The 18,536-nt window shown below is 64.8% G+C and carries 17 protein-coding genes, 1 tRNA gene and 1 pseudogene; 4 read left to right on the top strand and 15 right to left on the bottom strand.

The features are described 5' to 3' along the window. Nucleotides 1-51: 51 nt before the first annotated feature. A pseudogene (locus FOS14_RS11140) lies at nt 52-614 on the bottom strand (hemerythrin domain-containing protein). Between the two features lie 213 nt (nt 615-827). Here FOS14_RS11140 and FOS14_RS11135 point away from each other — a divergent pair. Further along, entirely contained in the window at nt 828-1,238 is a 411-nt protein-coding gene (locus tag FOS14_RS11135; protein WP_143770433.1) for a hypothetical protein, read from the top strand. A gap of 212 nt (nt 1,239-1,450) precedes the next feature. Here FOS14_RS11135 and FOS14_RS11130 read toward each other — a convergent pair whose 3' ends face one another. The 4 genes from FOS14_RS11130 to FOS14_RS11105 form a co-directional block, all read right to left on the bottom strand. Beyond that, the gene (locus FOS14_RS11130; RefSeq protein ID WP_143770432.1) at nt 1,451-2,176 is read right to left on the bottom strand and encodes a DUF998 domain-containing protein; all 726 of its coding nucleotides are present in this window, start codon (nt 2,174-2,176) and stop codon (nt 1,451-1,453) included. An 89-nt stretch (nt 2,177-2,265) separates the two neighbouring features. Further along, a complete protein-coding gene (locus FOS14_RS11125; protein WP_143770430.1) occupies nt 2,266-2,682 on the bottom strand; it encodes a VOC family protein in 417 nt (138 codons plus the stop codon). A gap of 38 nt (nt 2,683-2,720) precedes the next feature. Continuing rightward, on the bottom strand, nt 2,721-3,146 hold the full coding sequence (locus FOS14_RS11120) for a helix-turn-helix transcriptional regulator (protein ID WP_143770559.1): 426 nt from the start codon (nt 3,144-3,146) through the stop codon (nt 2,721-2,723). Between the two features lie 1,064 nt (nt 3,147-4,210). Beyond that, nucleotides 4,211-4,708 (bottom strand): hypothetical protein, encoded by a 498-nt coding sequence (locus tag FOS14_RS11105; protein ID WP_143770428.1) that lies wholly within the window; start codon nt 4,706-4,708, stop codon nt 4,211-4,213. 549 nt (nt 4,709-5,257) lie between these two features. Here FOS14_RS11105 and FOS14_RS11100 point away from each other — a divergent pair. Genes FOS14_RS11100 through FOS14_RS25490 form a run of 3 tightly spaced genes read left to right on the top strand, consistent with a single transcriptional unit; the run spans nt 5,258 to nt 6,984 of the window. Beyond that, entirely contained in the window at nt 5,258-6,061 is an 804-nt protein-coding gene (locus tag FOS14_RS11100) for a hypothetical protein (RefSeq protein WP_143770427.1), read from the top strand. A 12-nt stretch (nt 6,062-6,073) separates the two neighbouring features. Beyond that, entirely contained in the window at nt 6,074-6,625 is a 552-nt protein-coding gene (locus tag FOS14_RS11095; RefSeq protein WP_143770425.1) for a hypothetical protein, read from the top strand. Nucleotides 6,626-6,639: 14 nt separating this feature from the next. Further along, nucleotides 6,640-6,984 (top strand): gamma-glutamylcyclotransferase, encoded by a 345-nt coding sequence (locus FOS14_RS25490; protein WP_370512209.1) that lies wholly within the window; start codon nt 6,640-6,642, stop codon nt 6,982-6,984. A 49-nt stretch (nt 6,985-7,033) separates the two neighbouring features. Here the strand turns inward: FOS14_RS25490 and FOS14_RS11085 are convergent. From FOS14_RS11085 to mfd, 10 genes are all read right to left on the bottom strand, one after another. Then, nucleotides 7,034-7,107: transfer RNA gene (locus FOS14_RS11085), tRNA-Leu, on the bottom strand. Between the two features lie 43 nt (nt 7,108-7,150). Beyond that, nucleotides 7,151-8,491 (bottom strand): NAD(P)/FAD-dependent oxidoreductase, encoded by a 1,341-nt coding sequence (locus FOS14_RS11080; RefSeq protein WP_143770420.1) that lies wholly within the window; start codon nt 8,489-8,491, stop codon nt 7,151-7,153. A 96-nt stretch (nt 8,492-8,587) separates the two neighbouring features. Beyond that, the gene (locus tag FOS14_RS11075) at nt 8,588-9,532 is read right to left on the bottom strand and encodes a Ppx/GppA phosphatase family protein (protein WP_143770418.1); all 945 of its coding nucleotides are present in this window, start codon (nt 9,530-9,532) and stop codon (nt 8,588-8,590) included. After that, the gene (locus FOS14_RS11070) at nt 9,529-10,047 is read right to left on the bottom strand and encodes a DUF501 domain-containing protein (protein ID WP_255450246.1); all 519 of its coding nucleotides are present in this window, start codon (nt 10,045-10,047) and stop codon (nt 9,529-9,531) included. The genes FOS14_RS11075 and FOS14_RS11070 overlap by 4 nt, the downstream gene beginning before the upstream one ends. Beyond that, complete coding sequence (locus tag FOS14_RS11065) at nt 10,044-10,682, bottom strand: septum formation initiator family protein (RefSeq protein WP_143770416.1); 639 nt, start codon at nt 10,680-10,682, stop codon at nt 10,044-10,046. Before FOS14_RS11065 ends, FOS14_RS11070 begins: the two co-directional genes overlap by 4 nt. A gap of 21 nt (nt 10,683-10,703) precedes the next feature. Further along, the gene (gene eno / locus FOS14_RS11060) at nt 10,704-11,999 is read right to left on the bottom strand and encodes a phosphopyruvate hydratase (RefSeq protein WP_143770414.1); all 1,296 of its coding nucleotides are present in this window, start codon (nt 11,997-11,999) and stop codon (nt 10,704-10,706) included. A gap of 56 nt (nt 12,000-12,055) precedes the next feature. Continuing rightward, nucleotides 12,056-12,751: a lytic transglycosylase domain-containing protein gene (locus tag FOS14_RS11055; protein WP_143770412.1), complete on the bottom strand. Its 696-nt coding sequence runs from the start codon at nt 12,749-12,751 to the stop codon at nt 12,056-12,058. A gap of 112 nt (nt 12,752-12,863) precedes the next feature. Next, a complete protein-coding gene (lhgO, locus tag FOS14_RS11050; RefSeq protein WP_143770410.1) occupies nt 12,864-14,051 on the bottom strand; it encodes an L-2-hydroxyglutarate oxidase in 1,188 nt (395 codons plus the stop codon). Next, the gene (locus FOS14_RS11045) at nt 14,052-14,933 is read right to left on the bottom strand and encodes a MazG family protein (RefSeq protein WP_143770408.1); all 882 of its coding nucleotides are present in this window, start codon (nt 14,931-14,933) and stop codon (nt 14,052-14,054) included. Beyond that, entirely contained in the window at nt 14,930-18,472 is a 3,543-nt protein-coding gene (mfd, locus tag FOS14_RS11040) for a transcription-repair coupling factor (RefSeq protein WP_143770555.1), read from the bottom strand. Before mfd ends, FOS14_RS11045 begins: the two co-directional genes overlap by 4 nt. Between the last annotated feature and the right edge of the window lie 64 nt (nt 18,473-18,536).

Genomic DNA, 18,536 nt, shown 5'->3' with positions numbered 1-18,536 from the left:
CGGCATCGGCGTGACGAAACAGGGTCCTCAGTCGTACTCAAATCGCGGGTATCAGCGGAGCGTCGCTTCCTTGATCAGATCGCGAGCGCGGTCGAGCATCGAGGCGAACGGCCCTGCCACAATGTTTGCCTTGGCTGATTCCACCCCGGGATGCGGCCGCGTCGGTGCCATGGCCTCGGCAACTCGCACGATTGCTGCCATTCGCTTGAGGTCATCGGCGTCGAGCTGTTGCTGCAGCCGAACGAACTCTTGAGATTCTTCCTGCTCGGCGTGCGCCAAGACGGCGTCCCGGAACTCGGTGAGCGTGTCGATGAATTCAGAAGATTCGATGTCCATCTTCTCGACAGCTGTTCCTTCGCTTGATGTTCCTCGTCCAGTCGGGCGTCGACAATCGAATCCCCGTCCTCGATTGCACTCCGGGCTCGGGGATGGACAGCCATCTCCTCGGCCGTCTCGTGCACGGCGAGCAATTGACGCAGCTCGATAAAGGCTTTCTCGCGTGCTGTGGCCTCTGAGGCGTGCAACACCTCGTCGAACAAGTCCTCGATCAAGTTGTGCTGTCCCTTGAGGAACTCCACGACGTCGTCGGTGTTGTGAGCAAACGTTTCAGTCACCAAAACTAACCCTTCGGATTTCAAGCAAGCTCGCGTACCGCCGGTGAGTGCCCATGCCTGAGCGAATTAAACGGACGTCGCTGACGTCAGCCCACCAGGCGACGTCCACGTTGGCCCGACCGTCGCCGGCAACATTCGCGACTCGCTTATCCGGCGAACGCGTGATCGCCAGCGTGGATGGGTACTGATTGTCCAGCTACTGAGGAGGCCGTAATGAGCACAGATGGTTTCACCAACGACGTGGCCAGCCAATTAGATTTCGACGGCCCGGCAGACACCCTAAGTCCTAGCGAGGCGTGGGATTCCGACGATGTGCGCAACAACGACGGCGACGACGTCGTGGATCCACCCGATGGCTGGGCCGAAGCTGACAAGTTCGGTACCACAGCCTATGAACAACGCGTCGGCGAAACGCTCGAAGACCGGCTCGCCGAAGAAGAGCCAGACCCAACGGTTGACGGCGATTTGAGCGACGGCGACGCGGACGACTCTTTCACCTATACCGACACACCACTCGAACGCGACGATGACGGCGTGCTCGTTGTTGCGGATCCCGGCATCCACCGCGGGCAGATCGACGGCAGCCCAGAAGATGGCACATCTTTCTTCCCCGTCATCGAATGACCGAGAACGGAATTATCTGCAGCCATAGCCGTTTGGGCTCTCGACAGTACGTCGGTGGCCGAGGCACCGCACTGGTGAGACCGCCTTGCGGGGACGAAAACGCTAGACGAACCGCGTCAGGCAAGGTTCAGGTCTAGACCGCGATGGCACGGCCGGTCAGGGCGAGGACCGCCGGCATTCGGCCGCAACGAGCGGCTGTAAGCCGTTGTTCATCACGCACGCTCCCCCGCCGCGGTGCGCCCATCGCTTTCGTCGGCCGCGGCGCGAGCAAGGTCCGTGAACATCAGCGAGGTCCACAGGTACCCGATGACGACGCCGAGCCACATGGGCAGGAAGCGTCCGTCCGGGTGCGCGCCAAGATTCGGCCAGATCGACAGCACCAAACTCGCGGCGGCGGCGACGTAGGCAACCGTTTGCATGCTGCGCCGTTTCGCCCGGCCGTAGCGCTGGCCCATGACCACGGCGGTTGCGACCAAGGCCGCGCCGCCGACCGGAAACAGCACGCCATGCACGGCGGCATGCCAGGATACGGTGTCACCGGCTCCGGGTGGTGTTCCAGGCGGAAACCCGAACGCAGGGTCCATCGTGAACAGGCCCGCCGCCGTCAACGCCGCGCCGAGCACCGCCACGAGCCCGGGCGCCCACCTGCCGCACTCACCGACGCCCATGCCACGCGCTCCGGCGAGGAGCAGAAGACCGGCGAGGACGAAGGTTGCCTGCTGCACGACTCCGGCTCCGCCCAGTTCCAGTGCACTCGGCGGGTGCTGTTGGAAGTCGAATCCGCTGCGAACGCTGCCCTGCACCAGCGAGGACACGATCAGCACCGGGCCAGCCAGCGCGCCGGCCGACAACCACAACCGAGCGCTTCCGACCGATCGACCGTCTGGGGCGGGTCGCTTTGAGACAGAAAACATTTCGGAACTGGCGGGGAGTTTCATCAGCGCTCCTCGGGCGGCTTGTCGTGATCTGCCAACCCTATGAACCCCAGTTCGGCGCTGTCTTCTCGAATCGTGCGGTGCTGCAACCGTTACGGCGTCTCTGTGCGCTGAGTCAGGCGGAAGGAGTTGCCCGAGGGGTCGCGGAAACTCGCGTCAATCCCGTACGGGCGCGATGTCGGTGGCTCGGTGAACTCCACACCGCGTGCGCGGAGTTCCTCATAGGTGCGCTGACAGTCTTCGGTGGCCAGGAACATGGTTTGAGCAAATCCCTTGGCGACCAGAGTGCGGATTTCGGTGGCCGTCGGCTCGTCCAACACAGGCGGTCCCGGGACCGCCATCAGCACGATTTCGACGTCCTGGCCGGGAACACCCACGGTGAGCCACCGAAAACCCATCTGCGGCAGCGTCGCATCCGAGCGCAGCTCCAATCCCAGCTTGCCCGTATAGAACTCCAACGCCTCGTCCTGATCGTGCACCCACACCTGGGTTCCCACCAACGCAAGCATGGCCCACCCCTTCGAGATTCTTCGACGCGACTCCGATGCTAAAGCGAGTTCTTCTCGGACACTTCTCGATTCGTGCTGACCTGCCCAACACCAGCGGAGATCTCGGACTCTTTCACGCGCACCGGTGTCGTGTAAAAACGCACGATGCACACGGGCACCACGGCTTGGGCGGCGGCGGGCGGGAACTGCGCACGGTAGGACGTCGGAGACATACCGTAAGTGCGCCCGAACGCGGCCGTAAACGAACCCACACTGGTCAACCCGACCGCATGACACACCGCAGCCACGGACCTGTCGGTGTTTCGCAATAATGCCGCCGCACGTTCGAGTCGTCGAGTGATCAGATACTGCCGCGGCGAGGCGGCAAAGACCCTACGGAACTCACGGCTGAAGTGTGCGCGACTGTACCCCGCGGCCGCGGCCATCGCCCCAATGTCCAATGACTCGGCGTAGTGCCCGTCCATCAAGTCCTTCGCGCGCAGCAAGTAACGCTCGACCGGATGCCCCACAGACCCACCTTAGGTCCGCCGCGGGCCGGTGGAAACTGCTCGCGTGGTGGTGGAGCGCGTTCCGATGCAGCACACCTCCCCCGAGGCTGTTTCCAACTCACGACGGCGGGGTGTCGAGCAGCTCGAATGCCGCAGTGGAATTGTCGATCGCTCGCATCGGCAACTGCGTGTGGATGAGAAACGGCTGGGCTTCAATTCCCTATTCGCCGTGGGTTGCCGTCAGAATCTATGTCCCACGCAGCCATCATTCCCGCGGATGCTGGGCCAACCGCGCGCTTGTTTGGTTCAACCGGCGTCGTGCCCGCTGGCCAGGTCCGAAGCGCTCGAAAGCGAAAGCCGTCCTGTTCCGCACGCTCCCACTCCAGTTCAACCTTCTCACCGACCACTAGATGACGCCGGTCGGACTTCAACGCGGCGAACGATGCCCAACACCCTCCCGGGGTCGCGTCCGAATCGATTACGCCCCAGCCCTCCTCGACGTGCCACTCACGAACCGAGCCGACTATCGCCATCATCTCTGCCAATCCAAGCCGCTGCCGTCCATGACCAACCAGCAGCCTTACACGGCGACTGATTTCCTTAGGGTGCAGCGGGTTTGACCTCTGTTGCGACAAAAAGATAGCCATCCATGTTCGTCACCGCTTTCCAGTCGAACTCGACTTGCTGGCCTGCCCGAAGCGATCGAAAACCTTTTCCGGCCACGTCACCGAAGTGAGTCCAGCAACCCGGGCGTATCGGAGGAGTCGATGACTCCCCATCCGTCCTCGTCGTGCCACTCTCGGACAATCCCTAGTGAGCTCATCGTCTCAGCGCTCTTCGTCAGCCGACTCGTAGCCGTAGACCAGGTTTTTCGTGGGACCAGGCAGTTTTGAAAAACCCACATGATCTTCCACGAATATCTCACCACTCAAGCGACGCATACATTCTCCGGTCGGTGATCATAGCTTTCTGGCGGGAGTCGATTCCGGCGCAATCCTTCTATTTGTCAGCACGCGCTGGCCGATACCGGCGGCGCATCTTTATACGCCCGAGTGATGCCGATAGGTAACAAACTCGGATGCACCTGGAGCGGGCCAGATTTCAAGTAGGTAGCGCTCGACTGGCGCGCCATCCAGCAGCGGCATGTCATACATTGTGTTCCTCCCCGTGGCGAAAACCCGGACACGATCCAGCGATGGCCCGTTGGGTGTGAGTTCCCGGTCGTCACCGGGTATGAGGTTGTATCCGCTCATGCCGCTACAGACCCTCAAGCTGCCATCGGATATAAGGTCACCTTCCCAGATGTCTTGCCAGTCACTAAGATTGAGAGGCGGCTCGTCGTCGAACACCGCTACCTCGATCTCGACTGGGCCGTATGAGATTCCGGTCAGGATGACCAGCTGACCGGGTGTAAACACGACCAGCTGCGGTTCCGACGATGGCGGCCAAGCGGTTTCGTCGTATTCCGGCGAGGGTTGCATCAGATAGATGAGATGGTCATCGACGATGACCTGACGGTTGTAGCGCCGCTGGACCATATTGGGAATCCTGTCGTCAAGGAGTCGGAAGGTAGCCGCCGCGGGCAGCTACCTCAAACGGATCGTTGTACAGCCCAGCGGCCGGGCGGGCTCAACGACCAGTGCGCGGCATAGCGTTAAGGAACGTGGACTGTCCATCCATCCCCGCCGACAGACGGACCCGATGGCGCGCTAAGGCCGTCATCGACGGTTTGGGGGTCGCGGGAGTCCTGAACGTAGTCGTGGGCTGTGCGGGGCGGCGGGCCTTCGATAATCGGCTCTTCCGGATCGCGATTGTCATTGCCTGACCCGCCGGGAGCCTGATGATGGTTTGTCGTCACCGAGCGTTCCTCCGTGCCGCTGATTGGGTGATCGTTCGTCGAGTGGATGAGCGCTATCGCGGCTGCAGCTCCCGCGCCAGTGATTGACACGGCAGCGACGGCGGCGATGAATCGCTTTCGCACGGCTAGCCCTCCGATCCAGGTCGCAAGAAGCAGCAGGTTAGCGTGTATCTAATTGACTCTAATGTCCACATTCTCTGTGTGGAAAGGCGATTCCAAAAGGAGGCGAATGACTCCGACGGAGCGCCTACTGACAATTCTGCGGCTCATCAACGAGGCGCAGGACCGCGGCGCAGTGGTGGCTGCCGCTACCCGGGTACGGGAACAGATGGCCGGGATTTACGAGGGAACGGCCGGGGCTCGAATGTGGCGGCGCGATATTCGGACACTGCGCGATCGCGGGCTTATAGAAACCGATCTCTCGACGCGAATGACTCCCAACCGGACCGGCATTCGGCTACGCGTACCTGCCAAACCTGAGCGCCTCCACCTCACGGGTCGTGAACATGCGGCGATCAGCAGAGCTCGCCGAGCCCTACGAGGCACGATCTCGTCAGTGTCGCCCCTTAGACCGCGAGAGTCGCCACGTCACGGCATCGATGACGCCAGCCGTATCCTGCGTTTCCTCGAGGAAAACGACGAAGAGGTTGAACTGGGCCAACTTTCATCCTGGCTGAACCTCCCCCAGCGCGATGTATACGAATTGATCGATGCACTGACCCGCGAAGACGTCATCAATCGCGGTGTTGTAACGAGCATCGAGTTCGGATACGACGTCGACGAAACCGCCGACCTTCCAACAACTGTTCGGGTTTTCCGCGGAAGCGTGCGGTGCCAAAGCCCGACGCGTGGATGCGGCATGGATGAACTCGGCTTCTTCCCATATTCATTGCCCGAGACCGAGGATCGGCTGTCACTGATCGATGAAGCCCTCAGCAAACTTGCGCTCGAAGGCCCGGAAAGACAACTGTTGTCGCAGGCACGAGCAAAGCTGACGGAGTGGCGCGTCAACCTCATGGCCGCGATGTCCTAACCCAATCGGAGGATGTCTTCACTAACCGAACGACGGGAGAAGGACAACATGCCAACAGAAGTGACCGCGAGCCTCATGATCGGACCGATCACCGCGGACTCGTACCACGGAACTGCAACGTGGGGATCGGGCAAGTGGTTCTGCCCGAGTCACACATTGCTACTGATGGAAGGGTCGCGTCCGAGCTGGGTCGTGCAGCCGATTCAATTCACCGGTCGACCAGCGCCAGCTTTCCGGATCGACCCATCTTCACGAGAGCATCTGCTTGCTGCCGGCGTGCTCGGGTACGTGGCACTCACCGCTCCGCATGCATTGGACCTCACACCGAGACTCCAGGGCACAGTTGCGCAAGCATCGGGTGACAAGGGCCTGCGCATCGGCCGGATCAACCGTGATCTGGCCGCTGACGTGTTCACCGTCTGCGAGGAATTCGTCGACGGGGTTGTGACTGTGATGCCCGGCAGCACGATTACCGCCGAAGAGTTGGACATCGCGGCGTGCCACGGACTCCGTGTCGCCGCGGCAGCAAATGGCCGCTCCGTTGACTTGTCGGCGTCGAAGTGATCGAGAGCGTTTTCATGTACGGGACGCTCAAGCCTGGGCAGAGCCGGTGGCCTGCCCTTGCGTACTACGTGGATTCGACGAAGCCGGTTTTGAGCGCGGAAATCGAAGGGCAGATGTGGGCGACGCCATGGGGCTGGCCCGCGGTCACCGCCGGGATGAACATCGTCCGAGGCGTCCTGGTGACCCTTCGGCCCGATCGCGTGACTGAGGCGCTTACTCGGCTCGACGAAATAGAAGGCACGAGTTCAGGGCTGTTCGAGCGGGTCGCGGTCACGACCCGCTCGGGCACTCCGTGCTGGACCTACCTTTGGCCTGGCAGTACAGCAGGATTCACAAGTCTCGCTAGCGGGGAGTGGTAGTAAGGCAGGAAGCTGGCTGCGATAAATGCCTCCACCTGGACAAACACCGTGCCCCCAGTCGGACTCGAACCGACACTTGGCGGATTTTAAGTCCGCTGCCTCTGCCAATTGGGCTATGGGGGCGTCACCGGCAACGAGCAAGTTGCTCAGCGCCGCCCCCACCCTACTAACTGGCGATCCGGGCGGATTCCAGCGCCCGCACGGAATCGGCGATCGCCTTGGGATGGTCGATCTGATCGAGCGCGACGATCTCGCGGCGGAAGAACAGCGCAAGGGTCCAGTCGGCGATGATGCGCGCCTTACTGGCGAAGGTCGGCATCTTCAGCACGTGGTATCCGCGATGCATGAACCATGCCGGCAGACCCTTGACCTTCACGCCGTACACGTCGGCCACGCCGCGGTAAAGGCCAAGTGACGCAACAGACCCCGCGTAGGCGTGCTTGTACTGACGCATCTTCTTCCCGCGCAGCAGCGCAATAACGTTGTCCGCCAAAACTTTCGCCTGCCGAACGGCGTGCTGGGCCGACGGGCTGCAGGTTGCGGTCGGATCTTCGTCGATGCGGGAGAGATCGGGCACCGCCGCCACGTCACCGGCGCCGAACGCGCCGGACACTCCCACTACCTGCAGAGTTTCGCTGCAGCGCAACCGGCCTCGCTGATCCAGCGGCAAGTCCGTATGCATCAGCATCGGATTCGCCTTGACACCCGCCGTCCACACGATGGTGTCGGCGCCGAAGGTGCTGCCGTCGGACAGCTGGACGTTCCCGTCGACCATCGATTCAGCAAAGGTGTTGAGGTACACCTTGATGCCTCGCTCGGTGAGGCGCTCGATGGTGTAGACGCCCATCTTCGGGCTGACCTCTGGCATGATCCGTCCGGTGGCCTCGATGAGCAACCAATTCATGTCCGCGGCAGTGATATTGCGGTAATAGCGGGACGCGTAACGCGCCAGGTCTTGCAGTTCTGCCAGCGCCTCGATCCCCGCATAGCCGCCGCCGATCACCACGAATGTCAGCAGCCGCTTGCGCAAGTCCGGATCGTCGGTCGCAGATGCCGCGTCGAGACGCGACAGCACGTGATCGCGCAAATACGTTGCCTCGGTGACGGTTTTGAACATGATGCCCTGCTCGGCCAAACCTGGAACCGGCAGCGTCCGAGCGACCGAACCAGCAGTCACGATCAGGATGTCGTACGAGACCGGTTCGATTTCACCGCCCGGTGTGGTAATCCAGGCCTTACGCTCGTCATGCGCGACCCTGGTGACCCGGCCGGTGATAACCGTGCACTTGCGCAGCACCGTGCGTAGCGGCACCACGATGTGGCGCGGATCGATGGACCCGGCAGACACTTCGGGAAGAAAGGGCAAGTAGGTCATGTGCGGCAAGGGATCCACGACCGTGATGCGGGCCTCGCCCGCGCGCAATTTCTTCTGCAGGCGCAACGCAGCAGTCATGCCGACGGTGCCGCCGCCGACGATCAGGATGTGCTTGGGCAGCCGTGCGTCCATTCCGACCTCCTCACGTGATCGAAACTCGATCTGTGAGCTCCATCGTATGGATGCCCACCGACGCCCTAACGCCGGGTGTGGCGCAAACCACTCGAACTAGCTGATCGACAACGCAATTCCGTCCAGAATGTCGTGTTCGCTCACCACGAGCGCATCGATACCTGCCCGCCGGGAAAGTTCTGCTGCCAGCACCGATGTGACGATCGCGCCGCCGCCGATGACGTCGACACGCCCAGGATGCATGGGGCCGAGCGCGGCTCGCTGCTCATGCGTCATGGATACCAGCCGCCGGCACACGTCGTACACGTCGTCGAGCGGTAACCGCGACAAATGCACTTGTTCCGCGTCGTATTCGGGCAGGTTTCGCCCGATCGCGGCAATAGTGGTCATGGTTCCCGCCACCCCGACCCAGGTGCGCGCTTCCGATACCGGTACGTGCGCAAACGCTTCAGCCAACCGCTCACTGACGAACTCCCGTGCGGCCGCTATTTCATCCTCGGTCGGCGGGTCGGAGTGCAGGCAGCGTTCAGTCAACCGGACGCACCCGATGTTCGCGGAAAATGCCGCGTGCACACCGTCACTGTCACCTAGCACCAATTCGGTGGAGCCGCCACCTAAGTCGACCACCACGAAAGGTCCCTCGGCAGGGTCCAATTCACCGACGGCACCGGCGAAGCTGAGCCGAGCCTCTTCGTCCCCGGTGATCACCTCCGCCTCGGCGCCGGGCACCACGCGGCCGAGTTCCGCGCGTGCCATGGCGAAGAAGTCCTCCCGATTGGACGCGTCGCGAGTCGCCGAGGTCGCCACCATCCGCACGGCCTGCACACCCACATCCAGCATCATGTCGACGTACTCGTGCAGCGCGACCCGCGTGCGCTCAATCGCTTCGGGCACAAAGGCTCCGGTGGCGTCCACGCCCTGACCCAACCGCACGATGCGCATCTCACGCCGCACGTCAACGAGGGAACCCCGCTCCGCTGTGTCCGCGATCAGCAGGCGAATGGAATTGGTGCCACAGTCGACCGCAGCAACGCGAGTCATGAAGCACTCCCGGCAATTTGCGGCCAATCCGCGGGAATTGCGGTCCCTCGCAAGGGCCCTTGGGCGGCCAGCGCGACGGACTCGTCGCCCAGCGGATTCAGCCCCGGCCCCTTGGCCAGCGAGTGAGCTATCAGCACGTGCAGACACTTGACCCGATCCGGCATCCCGCCGCCGGTGAATTCCGTACCTAGCGGCTCTATTTCGTCCCGCTCGGCAAGATAACTCTCATGCGCACGCCGATAGGCGGCGGCCAGGTTCTCGTCCTCGGCGAGCCGGCGGGTCATGTCCCGCATTACGCCCGCCGACTCCTGTCGACTCGCCTCGGCGGTCAGTCGGGGGTCGGTCAGATAGTAGAGGGTGGGAAACGGCGTGCCATCCGGTAGCCGCGGCGCCGTTTTGATCACGGCCGGCACACCATCCGGGGTTCGGTAGGCCACCGCGAGCACGCCGCGGGGTTCGCGTCCAAGTTGTGCCGCAATGATTTCCAGATCCGCCGGGTCCACCGGCTCGGTCACTGCCCCGCTCCGGCAGGCGCCGGTGGTGGCGGAGGCGGTGGCGGTGGGGCCGGAGCCGGCGCGGGTATCGTGACCGGATCGGATTGCGGGCGCGAAACCTGTTTCCATAGATCCGAATACCACGGCCCGCCCTTGGGTTTGGGTTTCGCAAGGGCGGCCTGCTCGGCCTCGTAGGCACCTGGAAGCTGCACCTGGTAGGGCGTCTCCCCCGGCATCACCAGCCGAAGGCGCTGGCGCGCCTCCGCCTCGATGTAGGCCGGATCCTGTTGCTGCGCCTGCCTGTCCCGCAAATGTTGGATCTGACTTTGGAGTTCGGAGCGTTCAGCAGCTAGCTTCGACGCCTCCGAGCGCTGCGAAAAGTACGTGCGCAGCGGCACAGTGAGGGTCAGCGCCAGGGCACACACGACGATCGCCAGGATCACCGCACGGGTGGTCGAAAGCCCGAGAATAGTGCGCTCGGGCTTCTTCCCGCCTTTACGCCGACGGCTGATGAAGCCGAGCCGGTTGGTCTTGGCTCCGTCGAGGGTCGACTTCGATGAGGGCGACCGCTTGGCACGATCGGTACGCCGGCCCACCGACCGTGCGTCGCGGCCGGTGGGACTGTTGCCGTGTTTGCGCTTGCGGCGCTCAGTCATCAGCAACCTCCAACGTCTTGCTCAGCTACCCGCACCCTCGGTATTGAACCGCGGGAACGCGACCTCACCGGCATACCGCGCCGCATCACCAAGGGTGTCCTCGATGCGCAGCAACTGGTTGTACTTGGCCACCCGCTCGCTGCGCGCCGGCGCGCCGGTCTTGATCTGACCGCTACCGACCGCGACGGCCAGGTCGGCAATCGTGGTGTCTTCGGTCTCGCCGCTGCGGTGGCTCATCATCGTCTTGTAGCCGTTGCGGTGGGCCAGCTCGACGGCGTCCAGCGTCTCGGTCAGCGTGCCAATCTGGTTCACCTTGACCAACAGCGCGTTGGCTGCGCCCTTGACGATGCCGTCCTCGAGTCGCTCCGGGTTGGTGACAAACAGGTCGTCACCGACGAGCTGTACCCGGTCACCGATCTGGTCGGTCAGCGCGACCCAGCCGTCCCAGTCGTCCTCGCCCAGGGGGTCCTCGATGGACACCAACGGGTAGGCGTCGAGCAGCTCGTTGTAGAAGTCGGCCAGCTCCGCAGCCGTCCGCACGCTGCCCTCGAACTTGTATCCGCTGCCTTCGGTGTAGAACTCGGTGGCCGCGACGTCGAGTGCCAGCGCGACCTCGGTGCCGAGCTTGAGCCCGGTCTTCTCGATGGCGACGCTGATCAGGTCCAGCGCCTCCCGCGTGCCGGCCACATCGGGCGCGAAGCCGCCCTCGTCGCCCAGGCCGGTGGACAGGCCCTTCTCCTTGAGCACCGACTTGAGGGCGTGATAAACCTCCGCGCCCCAGCGCAGCGCCTCCTTGAAGGTGGGCGCACCGATCGGGGCGACCATGAATTCCTGTACGTCAACACCGGTGTCGGCGTGCGCGCCGCCGTTGAGGATGTTCATCATCGGCACCGGCAGGATGTGCGCGTTCGGGCCGCCGAGGTAACGGAACAGCTCCAGGCCCGACGACTCGGCGGCGGCCTTGGCGACGGCCAGCGATGCGCCGAGCAGGGCGTTCGCTCCCAGCCGCGACTTGTCGGGGGTGCCGTCGAGGTCCAGCAGCGTCTGGTCGACGGTGCGCTGCTCCACCGAGTCGATACCGATCAGCGCGGGGCCGATCTCCTCGAGGACGCCTTCCACCGCCTTCTGTACGCCCTTACCGCCGTAGCGGGAGCCGCCGTCACGCAACTCGACCGCTTCGTGTTCGCCGGTGGACGCGCCCGACGGAACCGCCGCCCGAGTCAGGGTGCCGTCGTCGAGAGCAATCTCGACCTCGACCGTCGGGTTACCGCGGGAGTCGAGAATCTCGCGAGCTCCGACCTGCTCAATGATGGCCACGGTTGAGTCTCCTTACTCTGTGATCGCGCCTGCGAGCCTAGCGCCCAGCACCGACCTCACCAACGCGACGTTCCGACGCTGTACGCATTCGCTCGTTCCTGGACCTGCCGGGCGTAGCGGGTGGACATGTTGTAGGCGAGCAGCGCCGACCGCCATCCGTCCGCACTGCGCAGGTCTCCGCCGCGGGCGCAGAGGTAGCGGGCGGCGGTGAGTGCGGCGTCGTCGATGTTGTCCGGATCGGCCACGCCGTCGCCGTTGGCGTCGGTGCCCCACTGCCGCCAGGTCTCCGGAATGAACTGAAGGGGGCCCATCGCGCGGTCGTGCTTGGAGTCGCCGTCCATGACCCCGCCGTCGGTGTCGGGAATGTCGGCCACGCCCGGCGAACCGTCCAACGCGATACCGCGAATGTGGGGCGTGACATCGCCGTTTGGTTGCACCGACGCGCCGTCGTAGGTGCCGTTGCGACTCTCGACGCTGCCGATTCCGGCGATGGTCGTCCAACCGATGCCACAGCCCGGCTCGTCGCGTGCCAGGGTCGCGGCCGCGAAGCCGTACGCCTGTAGCGCCGGTACCGGCATACGCAAGGTGTCGGCCAGCGACGTCGCCCAGTGCGGCAGCTGGTCGATCGCTGGCAGCGGCGCTCCGAGCCCGGGCGGCATCAGGTCTGGGACGGGGGTCGACGGGTGGTAACTGCACGCCGCCAGGACAGTGATCGCCGCCGCGGCGGGAAACACCGCCTTCCGTACCCGCATTCCGTCGAGGATAGGGCTCGGGACCGCCGGGCCGGGCGGCGCCTGCCGCGCGTGACCTTGCGCTGCTGCACAGGTCCAACCCCGTGCAATGCAGCAAGGTTGCGCGCGGCGGTCACGCGCCCAGCAAGGTGTCGACGATGTGCTCGGCAATGGGCAACGCCGACGTCGCTGCGGGCGACGGCGCATTGAGCACGTGCACGCTCCTGTCGGTCCGCTCGATGAGGAAGTCGTGCACGAGGGTGCCGTCACGGCGCACCGCCTGCGCCCGGATCCCCGCCTCGCGCGGCAGCAAATCGGCGAGCGTCAGCTCGGGGCAGTACATGCGGCATTGCGCGAGGTAGCCGCGCTTGAACAACGAATTGCGCAGCTCCCGCGCACCGGTGCGCACGTTGGCGCGGGCAAGCGAGTAGAACCCGCGGTAGCCGAAAATGTCGCGAACGTCGTCCCAGCGCACACTGCCCTTGCGGTAGCCCTCCCGGGAAAGGCCAAGCACGGCATTCGGTCCGACGGTCAGCGAGCCGTCGATCATCGCGTTGAGATGTACGCCCAGGAACGGCAATTCCGGATCCGGAATGGGATAGATCAAGTGGTGCACCAGATCTCGGCGATCCGCAGGCAGCTGGTAATACTCACCACGGAACGGAACGATGCGAACGTCGCTGCGGATCCCCGCGATTCGTGCAAGCCGGTCCGCCTGCAGCCCTCCGCAGACGACCAACTGCCGCGCCGACCAGGATCCGGATTCCCCCGAAATCGCTACTCCGGAACTGCTTTCGATGATCGAGGACACCTCGGCACCACATCGAATTTCGCCGCCCGCGTTACGCACCTGCGCCGCCAGTTGGTCAACGACCTGCCGGTAGTCGATGATCCCGGTTGACGGCACGTACAGCGCGCCCAGTCCGGCGACGTGCGGTTCCCGCCGGCGCAGTTCGGCAGCGTCGATGGTCTCGACGTCGATGCCGTTGATCCGCGCCCGTTCGTCGAGTGCCCGCATTCGTGTCAGCTCGCCGGAATCGGTTGCTACCAGGAGCTTTCCGCGCACATCGAAATCGATACCGTGGGCGGCGGCGAACTGCTTGGTCTGCTCGGCGCCAAGCTTGCACAACCGCGCCTTGAGACTGCCCGGCTCGTAATAGATGCCCGAATGGATGACGCCGCTGTTGTGTCCGGTCTGGTGCACGGCGAGCGCCTCGGCTTTCTCGAGCAGCACCAGGCTCGCGCCGGGGCGGACCTCAAGCAACCGCCGTGCCGTCGCCACGCCGACGATGCCGCCGCCGACCACGCAGAAGTCGTACACCTACCGGTCCACCCAGAACCGGCGCCACTGAATCGGTGTCAAGGGTTTACGTGCTCCGCGTGCCGATTCGGCTGCATCCTCGGTGGCGCGAATGCTGTCCACGAACGACAACACCGCCTTACGCAACCGTTCCTCCGCACTCTCCCGACCTCCAAGTGTTACGGCCAGGAGCGCGGTCGGCACCAGATCATCGGGGAGCCCCGCTTTTGCGCTGCGCGCCAACACCTTTTCGGCCAGCGCCAACGCCGGCTGGTCCATGGCGATGCCGTCCATGCAGGATCGACGGGCCTTCTCGGCGGCCTTTCGGCGTTCCCAGGCGTGTTCCTGGGCGCGAACATCGATGGGCCCGACGGCGGATTCGGCCAGGTGCGGGCTGCGATGTACGAGCTTGGCCACCAAGGTCGCCGCGACGTCATCGACGGTGAAGGGACGCTCCGAAGCCTGCGCGATCCGGGAATGAAACAGCACCTGCAGCAGCAGGTCCCCGAGCTCCTCCTTGACCAGCTCCGGATCACCGGACCCGATCGCATCGAGCAACTCGTAGGTCTCTTCCAAAAGGTAAGGCCGCAGGCTGTCGTGGGTCTGGGTGACCTCCCAGCCGCCGAAGCTCCACAACTTGTCCATGACGGTGACCGCCTCGACCAGGTTGTCGCCCGGGGTCGCGGGCGCGGCCACCACCGCCTCGCCGGCGGCGATCCGCGCAACCACATCCGGATGCTTCGGATCCGTGCTGACCAGCACCTTCGCGCTATCGGCCGCAGGCAACCGCCACCGCACGGAGACGGGCACCTCCTCGGTGAACTGGACCGGGTCGCCGAGGAGGTCCAGCGCCTCGATGGGCACCATCGTGGGACGCTGTGGGTCCAGCAGGATGACGGTCACAGCGGAACGCTAGCCTTGCCGTCCAGGCCATGCAGGAAATCGGCGACGAATTGCATAAGCTCCTCGTCCCGGACGCGATCGGACCCGATTCCGCCGGTCCGCGGCAGCGGCATCCCGATCACTCCAGTGGCCGCGCGGTAGCTGGCCGACGGGTAGATCCGCTTGAGCCGGACTTGCTTGGAGTCGGGCAGGTGCAGCGGCGACACCTTCAACTGTGTCCCGGTCACCGCCACCTCCTGCACCCCGTACTCGCGGCAGATGGCCCGCAGCTTGGCGACGGAGACCAGCCGCCGGACGGGGGTCGGCGGGGTGCCGTAGCGGTCCGTCAGCTCCTCGACCACCGCTGTCAGCGCCGAATCATCCGTCGCCGCAGCGAGCTTGCGGTATGCCTCGAGGCGCAATCGGTCACTGTCGACATAATCCGGCGGAATGTGGGCGTCCACCGGCAGATCGATGCGAACTTCCTTGAACTCTTCGGGCGCTTCGACGGTCTTGCCGTCGGCGGCGGCACGATAGGCCTCCACGGCCTCCCCGACCAGCCGAACGTAGAGGTCGAAACCCACACCTGCGACGTGACCGGACTGTTCGGCTCCCAAAACGTTTCCGGCGCCACGGATTTCGAGGTCCTTCATCGCTACCGCCATACCGGCGCCCAGGTCGGAGTTCTGGGCGATGGTGGCCAGCCGGTCGTAAGCCGTTTCGGTCAGCGGCTTTTCGGGCGGATACAGGAAGTAGGCGTACCCGCGTTCACGGCTGCGGCCGACGCGTCCGCGCAGCTGATGCAGCTGGGAAAGACCAAGCGCATCAGCGCGTTCCACGATCAGCGTGTTGGCGTTGGATATGTCGAGGCCGGTCTCGACGATGGTGGTGCATACCAGCACGTCGAACTCACGCTGCCAGAACCCCTGCACGGTCTTTTCCAGCGTCGCCTCGTTCATCTGCCCGTGCGCCACCGCGATCCGCGCCTCCGGGACGAGTTCGCCAAGTCGCTTGGCCGCCTTGTCGATCGAGCTGACCCGATTGTGCACATAGAACACCTGGCCGTCGCGCAACAACTCACGCCGAATGGCCGCGGCCACCTGCTTGTCGTTGTACCCGCCGACGTAGGTCAGTACCGGGTGACGTTCTTCGGGCGGAGTGAGAATGGTCGACATCTCGCGGATACCCGCGAGGCTCATCTCCAAGGTGCGCGGAATCGGGGTGGCGGACATGGTCAAAACGTCGACGTGAGTGCGCAGCGCCTTGATGTGTTCCTTGTGTTCGACGCCGAAGCGCTGCTCTTCGTCGACGATCACCAGGCCGAGGTCCTTCCACCGCACACCGGTCTGCAGCAAGCGGTGAGTACCGATAACCACGTCCACCGTGCCGTCGGCCATGCCTTCGATGATCTGCCGGGATTCGGCGGCGTCGGTGAACCGAGACAGGCCTTTCACCTTCACCGGGAACGACGACATCCGTTCCGTGAAGGTTTGCAGATGTTGTTGCGCGAGCAGCGTTGTCGGCACGAGGATGGCTACCTGCTTGCCGTCCTGCACCGCCTTGAACGCCGCGCGCACCGCGATCTCGGTCTTGCCGTAGCCGACGTCACCGCAGATCACCCGGTCCATCGGGACCGGCTTTTCCATGTCGGACTTGACCTCGGAGATGGCCACCATCTGGTCGACGGTCTCGGTGAACGGGAACGCGTCCTCCATCTCCTGCTGCCACGGCGTGTCCGGGCCGAAGGCGTGACCGGGAGCGGCCTGCCGGGCGGCGTAGAGCTGCACCAGCTCACCCGCGATTTCGCGAACCGCCTTGCGCGCCTTGCGTTTCGTGTTCGCCCAGTCGGATCCGCCCAGCTTGGACAGGCTCGGCATCTCGCCGCCGACGTAGCGGGACAGCTGATCGAGCGACTCCATCGGCACGAACAGCCGGTCGCCCGGCTGGCCACGCTTGCTGGAGGCGTATTCGATGACCAGATATTCACGCCGTGCCCCGCCGATGGTGCGCTCCACCATTTCCACGAACCGACCGATTCCGTGCTGGTCGTGCACGACCAGGTCGCCGGCCGTCAGGGCCAAGGGGTCGACCTGGTTGCGCCGCCGCGCCGGCAGGCGGCGGCCGTCGCCGACGGCGACCGCCCGGTTGCCGGTGAGGTCCGCCTCGGCGATCACCACCAGCCGGGCATCGGGGAAAACGATTCCGCTGCGCAACGATCCGCACAACACCCCAGCAGCGCCGGGCGTGGGAGGAGAGCCGGGAGTAAGCGGCTGCGCGGGCACATCGGCCTCGCCTAACCGTTCCAGCACGCGCTGCTGGGTGCCGTGCCCGGCCACCACGATCGTCGCGCTGCCACCGGTGCTCAGGTGCGCACGCAGCGACGCGAAGAGTGTCGCGAGTTCGGTGTCGGAACCGCGCGGGCTCGGCGCAGATTGCACCGGCAGGACAACTTCGGAGTCGCTGCCGGATGCCAGCGGGCTCAACGTCCACCACCGCTGCTCGCGCTGCTGAGCGGCTGAACGCACCTCCGCCAGCGGTCGGTACGCCGACGCGCCCAGGTCGATCGGGGCATCGCCACCCATCGCCGCGGCGGTCCACGACGCTTCGAGAAACTCCTGGCCGGTGCGGACGAGGTCGGCGGCGCGAGTGCGGATCTTTTCCGGATCGCACAGCAGCACGTGCGTGTCCGCGGGCAACGCGTCGGTCAGCAGCTGCAGCTCGCTAGGCACGAGCACCGGCAGCAGCGCCTCCATGCCCTCGACCGGCACGCCGGCGGAAAGCTTGTCCAGCATTTCTACCAGCGCCGCATCGGACTGATGATCGGCCGCGAACTGTGCCGCTCGCTCGCGGACATCGGCGGTGAGCAGCAGCTCGCGACACGGCGGCGCGATGACCAGGTCGACGGGTTGATCGGGTAGCGAGCGCTGATCGGCGACCGCGAAGGCGCGCAGTTCGGTGACCTCGTCGCCCCAGAACTCGACGCGCACGGGGTGGTCGGCCGTGGGCGGAAAGAGGTCGAGGATCCCGCCGCGCACGGCAAATTCGCCACGCTTGCCGACCATGTCGACACGGGTATAGGCAAACTCCACCAGTTGCTCGAGCAAACCGTCGAAGTCGACGTCGGCGCCCACCCGCAGGGTGATCGGCGCAATCTCGCCCAGCCCTGCGGCCATCGGCTGCATGAGCGAGCGCACTGTGGCCACGACCACTCGCAACGGCTCGCCGAGATCACGATCGGCGGGCCGGGCCAGACGGCGCAGCACCTTGAGTCGTTGCCCGACGGTGTCTGCGCCGGGCGACAGCCGCTCGTGCGGCAATGTCTCCCAGGACGGGAACTGGGCCACCGAGTCACCAAGCATCTCGGTCAGTTCGGCGGCGAGGTCGTCGGCCTCACGCCCGGTCGCCGTGACCAGCAGCACCGGCGCCGATCGCGAGACAGTCGCGGCGACGAACGGGCGCACCGGGGAGGGTCCCACCAGCTCGACAGCCGTCGTCCCGACCAATTCGGCAACTCGCGTCAGCGCAACGTCCGCGCAGGCCACGGCCGCCAGCCCGGCCATCGGCACGCTATCGCGGACGTCGGACACCGAAGCGGTGGATGGCAAGCGAGCTCCTCGAGGGGCA

It is taken from the genome of Skermania sp. ID1734 (assembly GCF_007489285.1).
GTDB lineage: Bacteria > Actinomycetota > Actinomycetes > Mycobacteriales > Mycobacteriaceae > ID1734.
Note: the sequence above shows the minus strand (reverse complement) of the source record. Positions and strands in the feature narration are given on the sequence as shown.

Excerpts from the sequence above, each read along its gene's own strand:
- FOS14_RS11135 (WP_143770433.1), top strand. The coding sequence starts at position 828 with ATGAGCACAGATGGTTTCACCAACGACGTGGCCAGCCAATTAGATTTC.
- FOS14_RS11130 (WP_143770432.1), bottom strand. The coding sequence starts at position 2,176 with ATGAAACTCCCCGCCAGTTCCGAAATGTTTTCTGTCTCAAAGCGACCC.
- FOS14_RS11125 (WP_143770430.1), bottom strand. The coding sequence starts at position 2,682 with ATGCTTGCGTTGGTGGGAACCCAGGTGTGGGTGCACGATCAGGACGAG.
- FOS14_RS11120 (WP_143770559.1), bottom strand. The coding sequence starts at position 3,146 with ATGGACGGGCACTACGCCGAGTCATTGGACATTGGGGCGATGGCCGCG.
- FOS14_RS11105 (WP_143770428.1), bottom strand. The coding sequence starts at position 4,708 with ATGGTCCAGCGGCGCTACAACCGTCAGGTCATCGTCGATGACCATCTC.
- FOS14_RS11100 (WP_143770427.1), top strand. The coding sequence starts at position 5,258 with ATGACTCCGACGGAGCGCCTACTGACAATTCTGCGGCTCATCAACGAG.
- FOS14_RS11095 (WP_143770425.1), top strand. The coding sequence starts at position 6,074 with ATGTCTTCACTAACCGAACGACGGGAGAAGGACAACATGCCAACAGAA.
- FOS14_RS25490 (WP_370512209.1), top strand. The coding sequence starts at position 6,640 with ATGTACGGGACGCTCAAGCCTGGGCAGAGCCGGTGGCCTGCCCTTGCG.
- FOS14_RS11080 (WP_143770420.1), bottom strand. The coding sequence starts at position 8,491 with ATGGACGCACGGCTGCCCAAGCACATCCTGATCGTCGGCGGCGGCACC.
- FOS14_RS11075 (WP_143770418.1), bottom strand. The coding sequence starts at position 9,532 with ATGACTCGCGTTGCTGCGGTCGACTGTGGCACCAATTCCATTCGCCTG.
- FOS14_RS11065 (WP_143770416.1), bottom strand. The coding sequence starts at position 10,682 with ATGACTGAGCGCCGCAAGCGCAAACACGGCAACAGTCCCACCGGCCGC.
- FOS14_RS11055 (WP_143770412.1), bottom strand. The coding sequence starts at position 12,751 with ATGCGGGTACGGAAGGCGGTGTTTCCCGCCGCGGCGGCGATCACTGTC.
- mfd (WP_143770555.1), bottom strand. The coding sequence starts at position 18,472 with ATGGCCGGGCTGGCGGCCGTGGCCTGCGCGGACGTTGCGCTGACGCGA.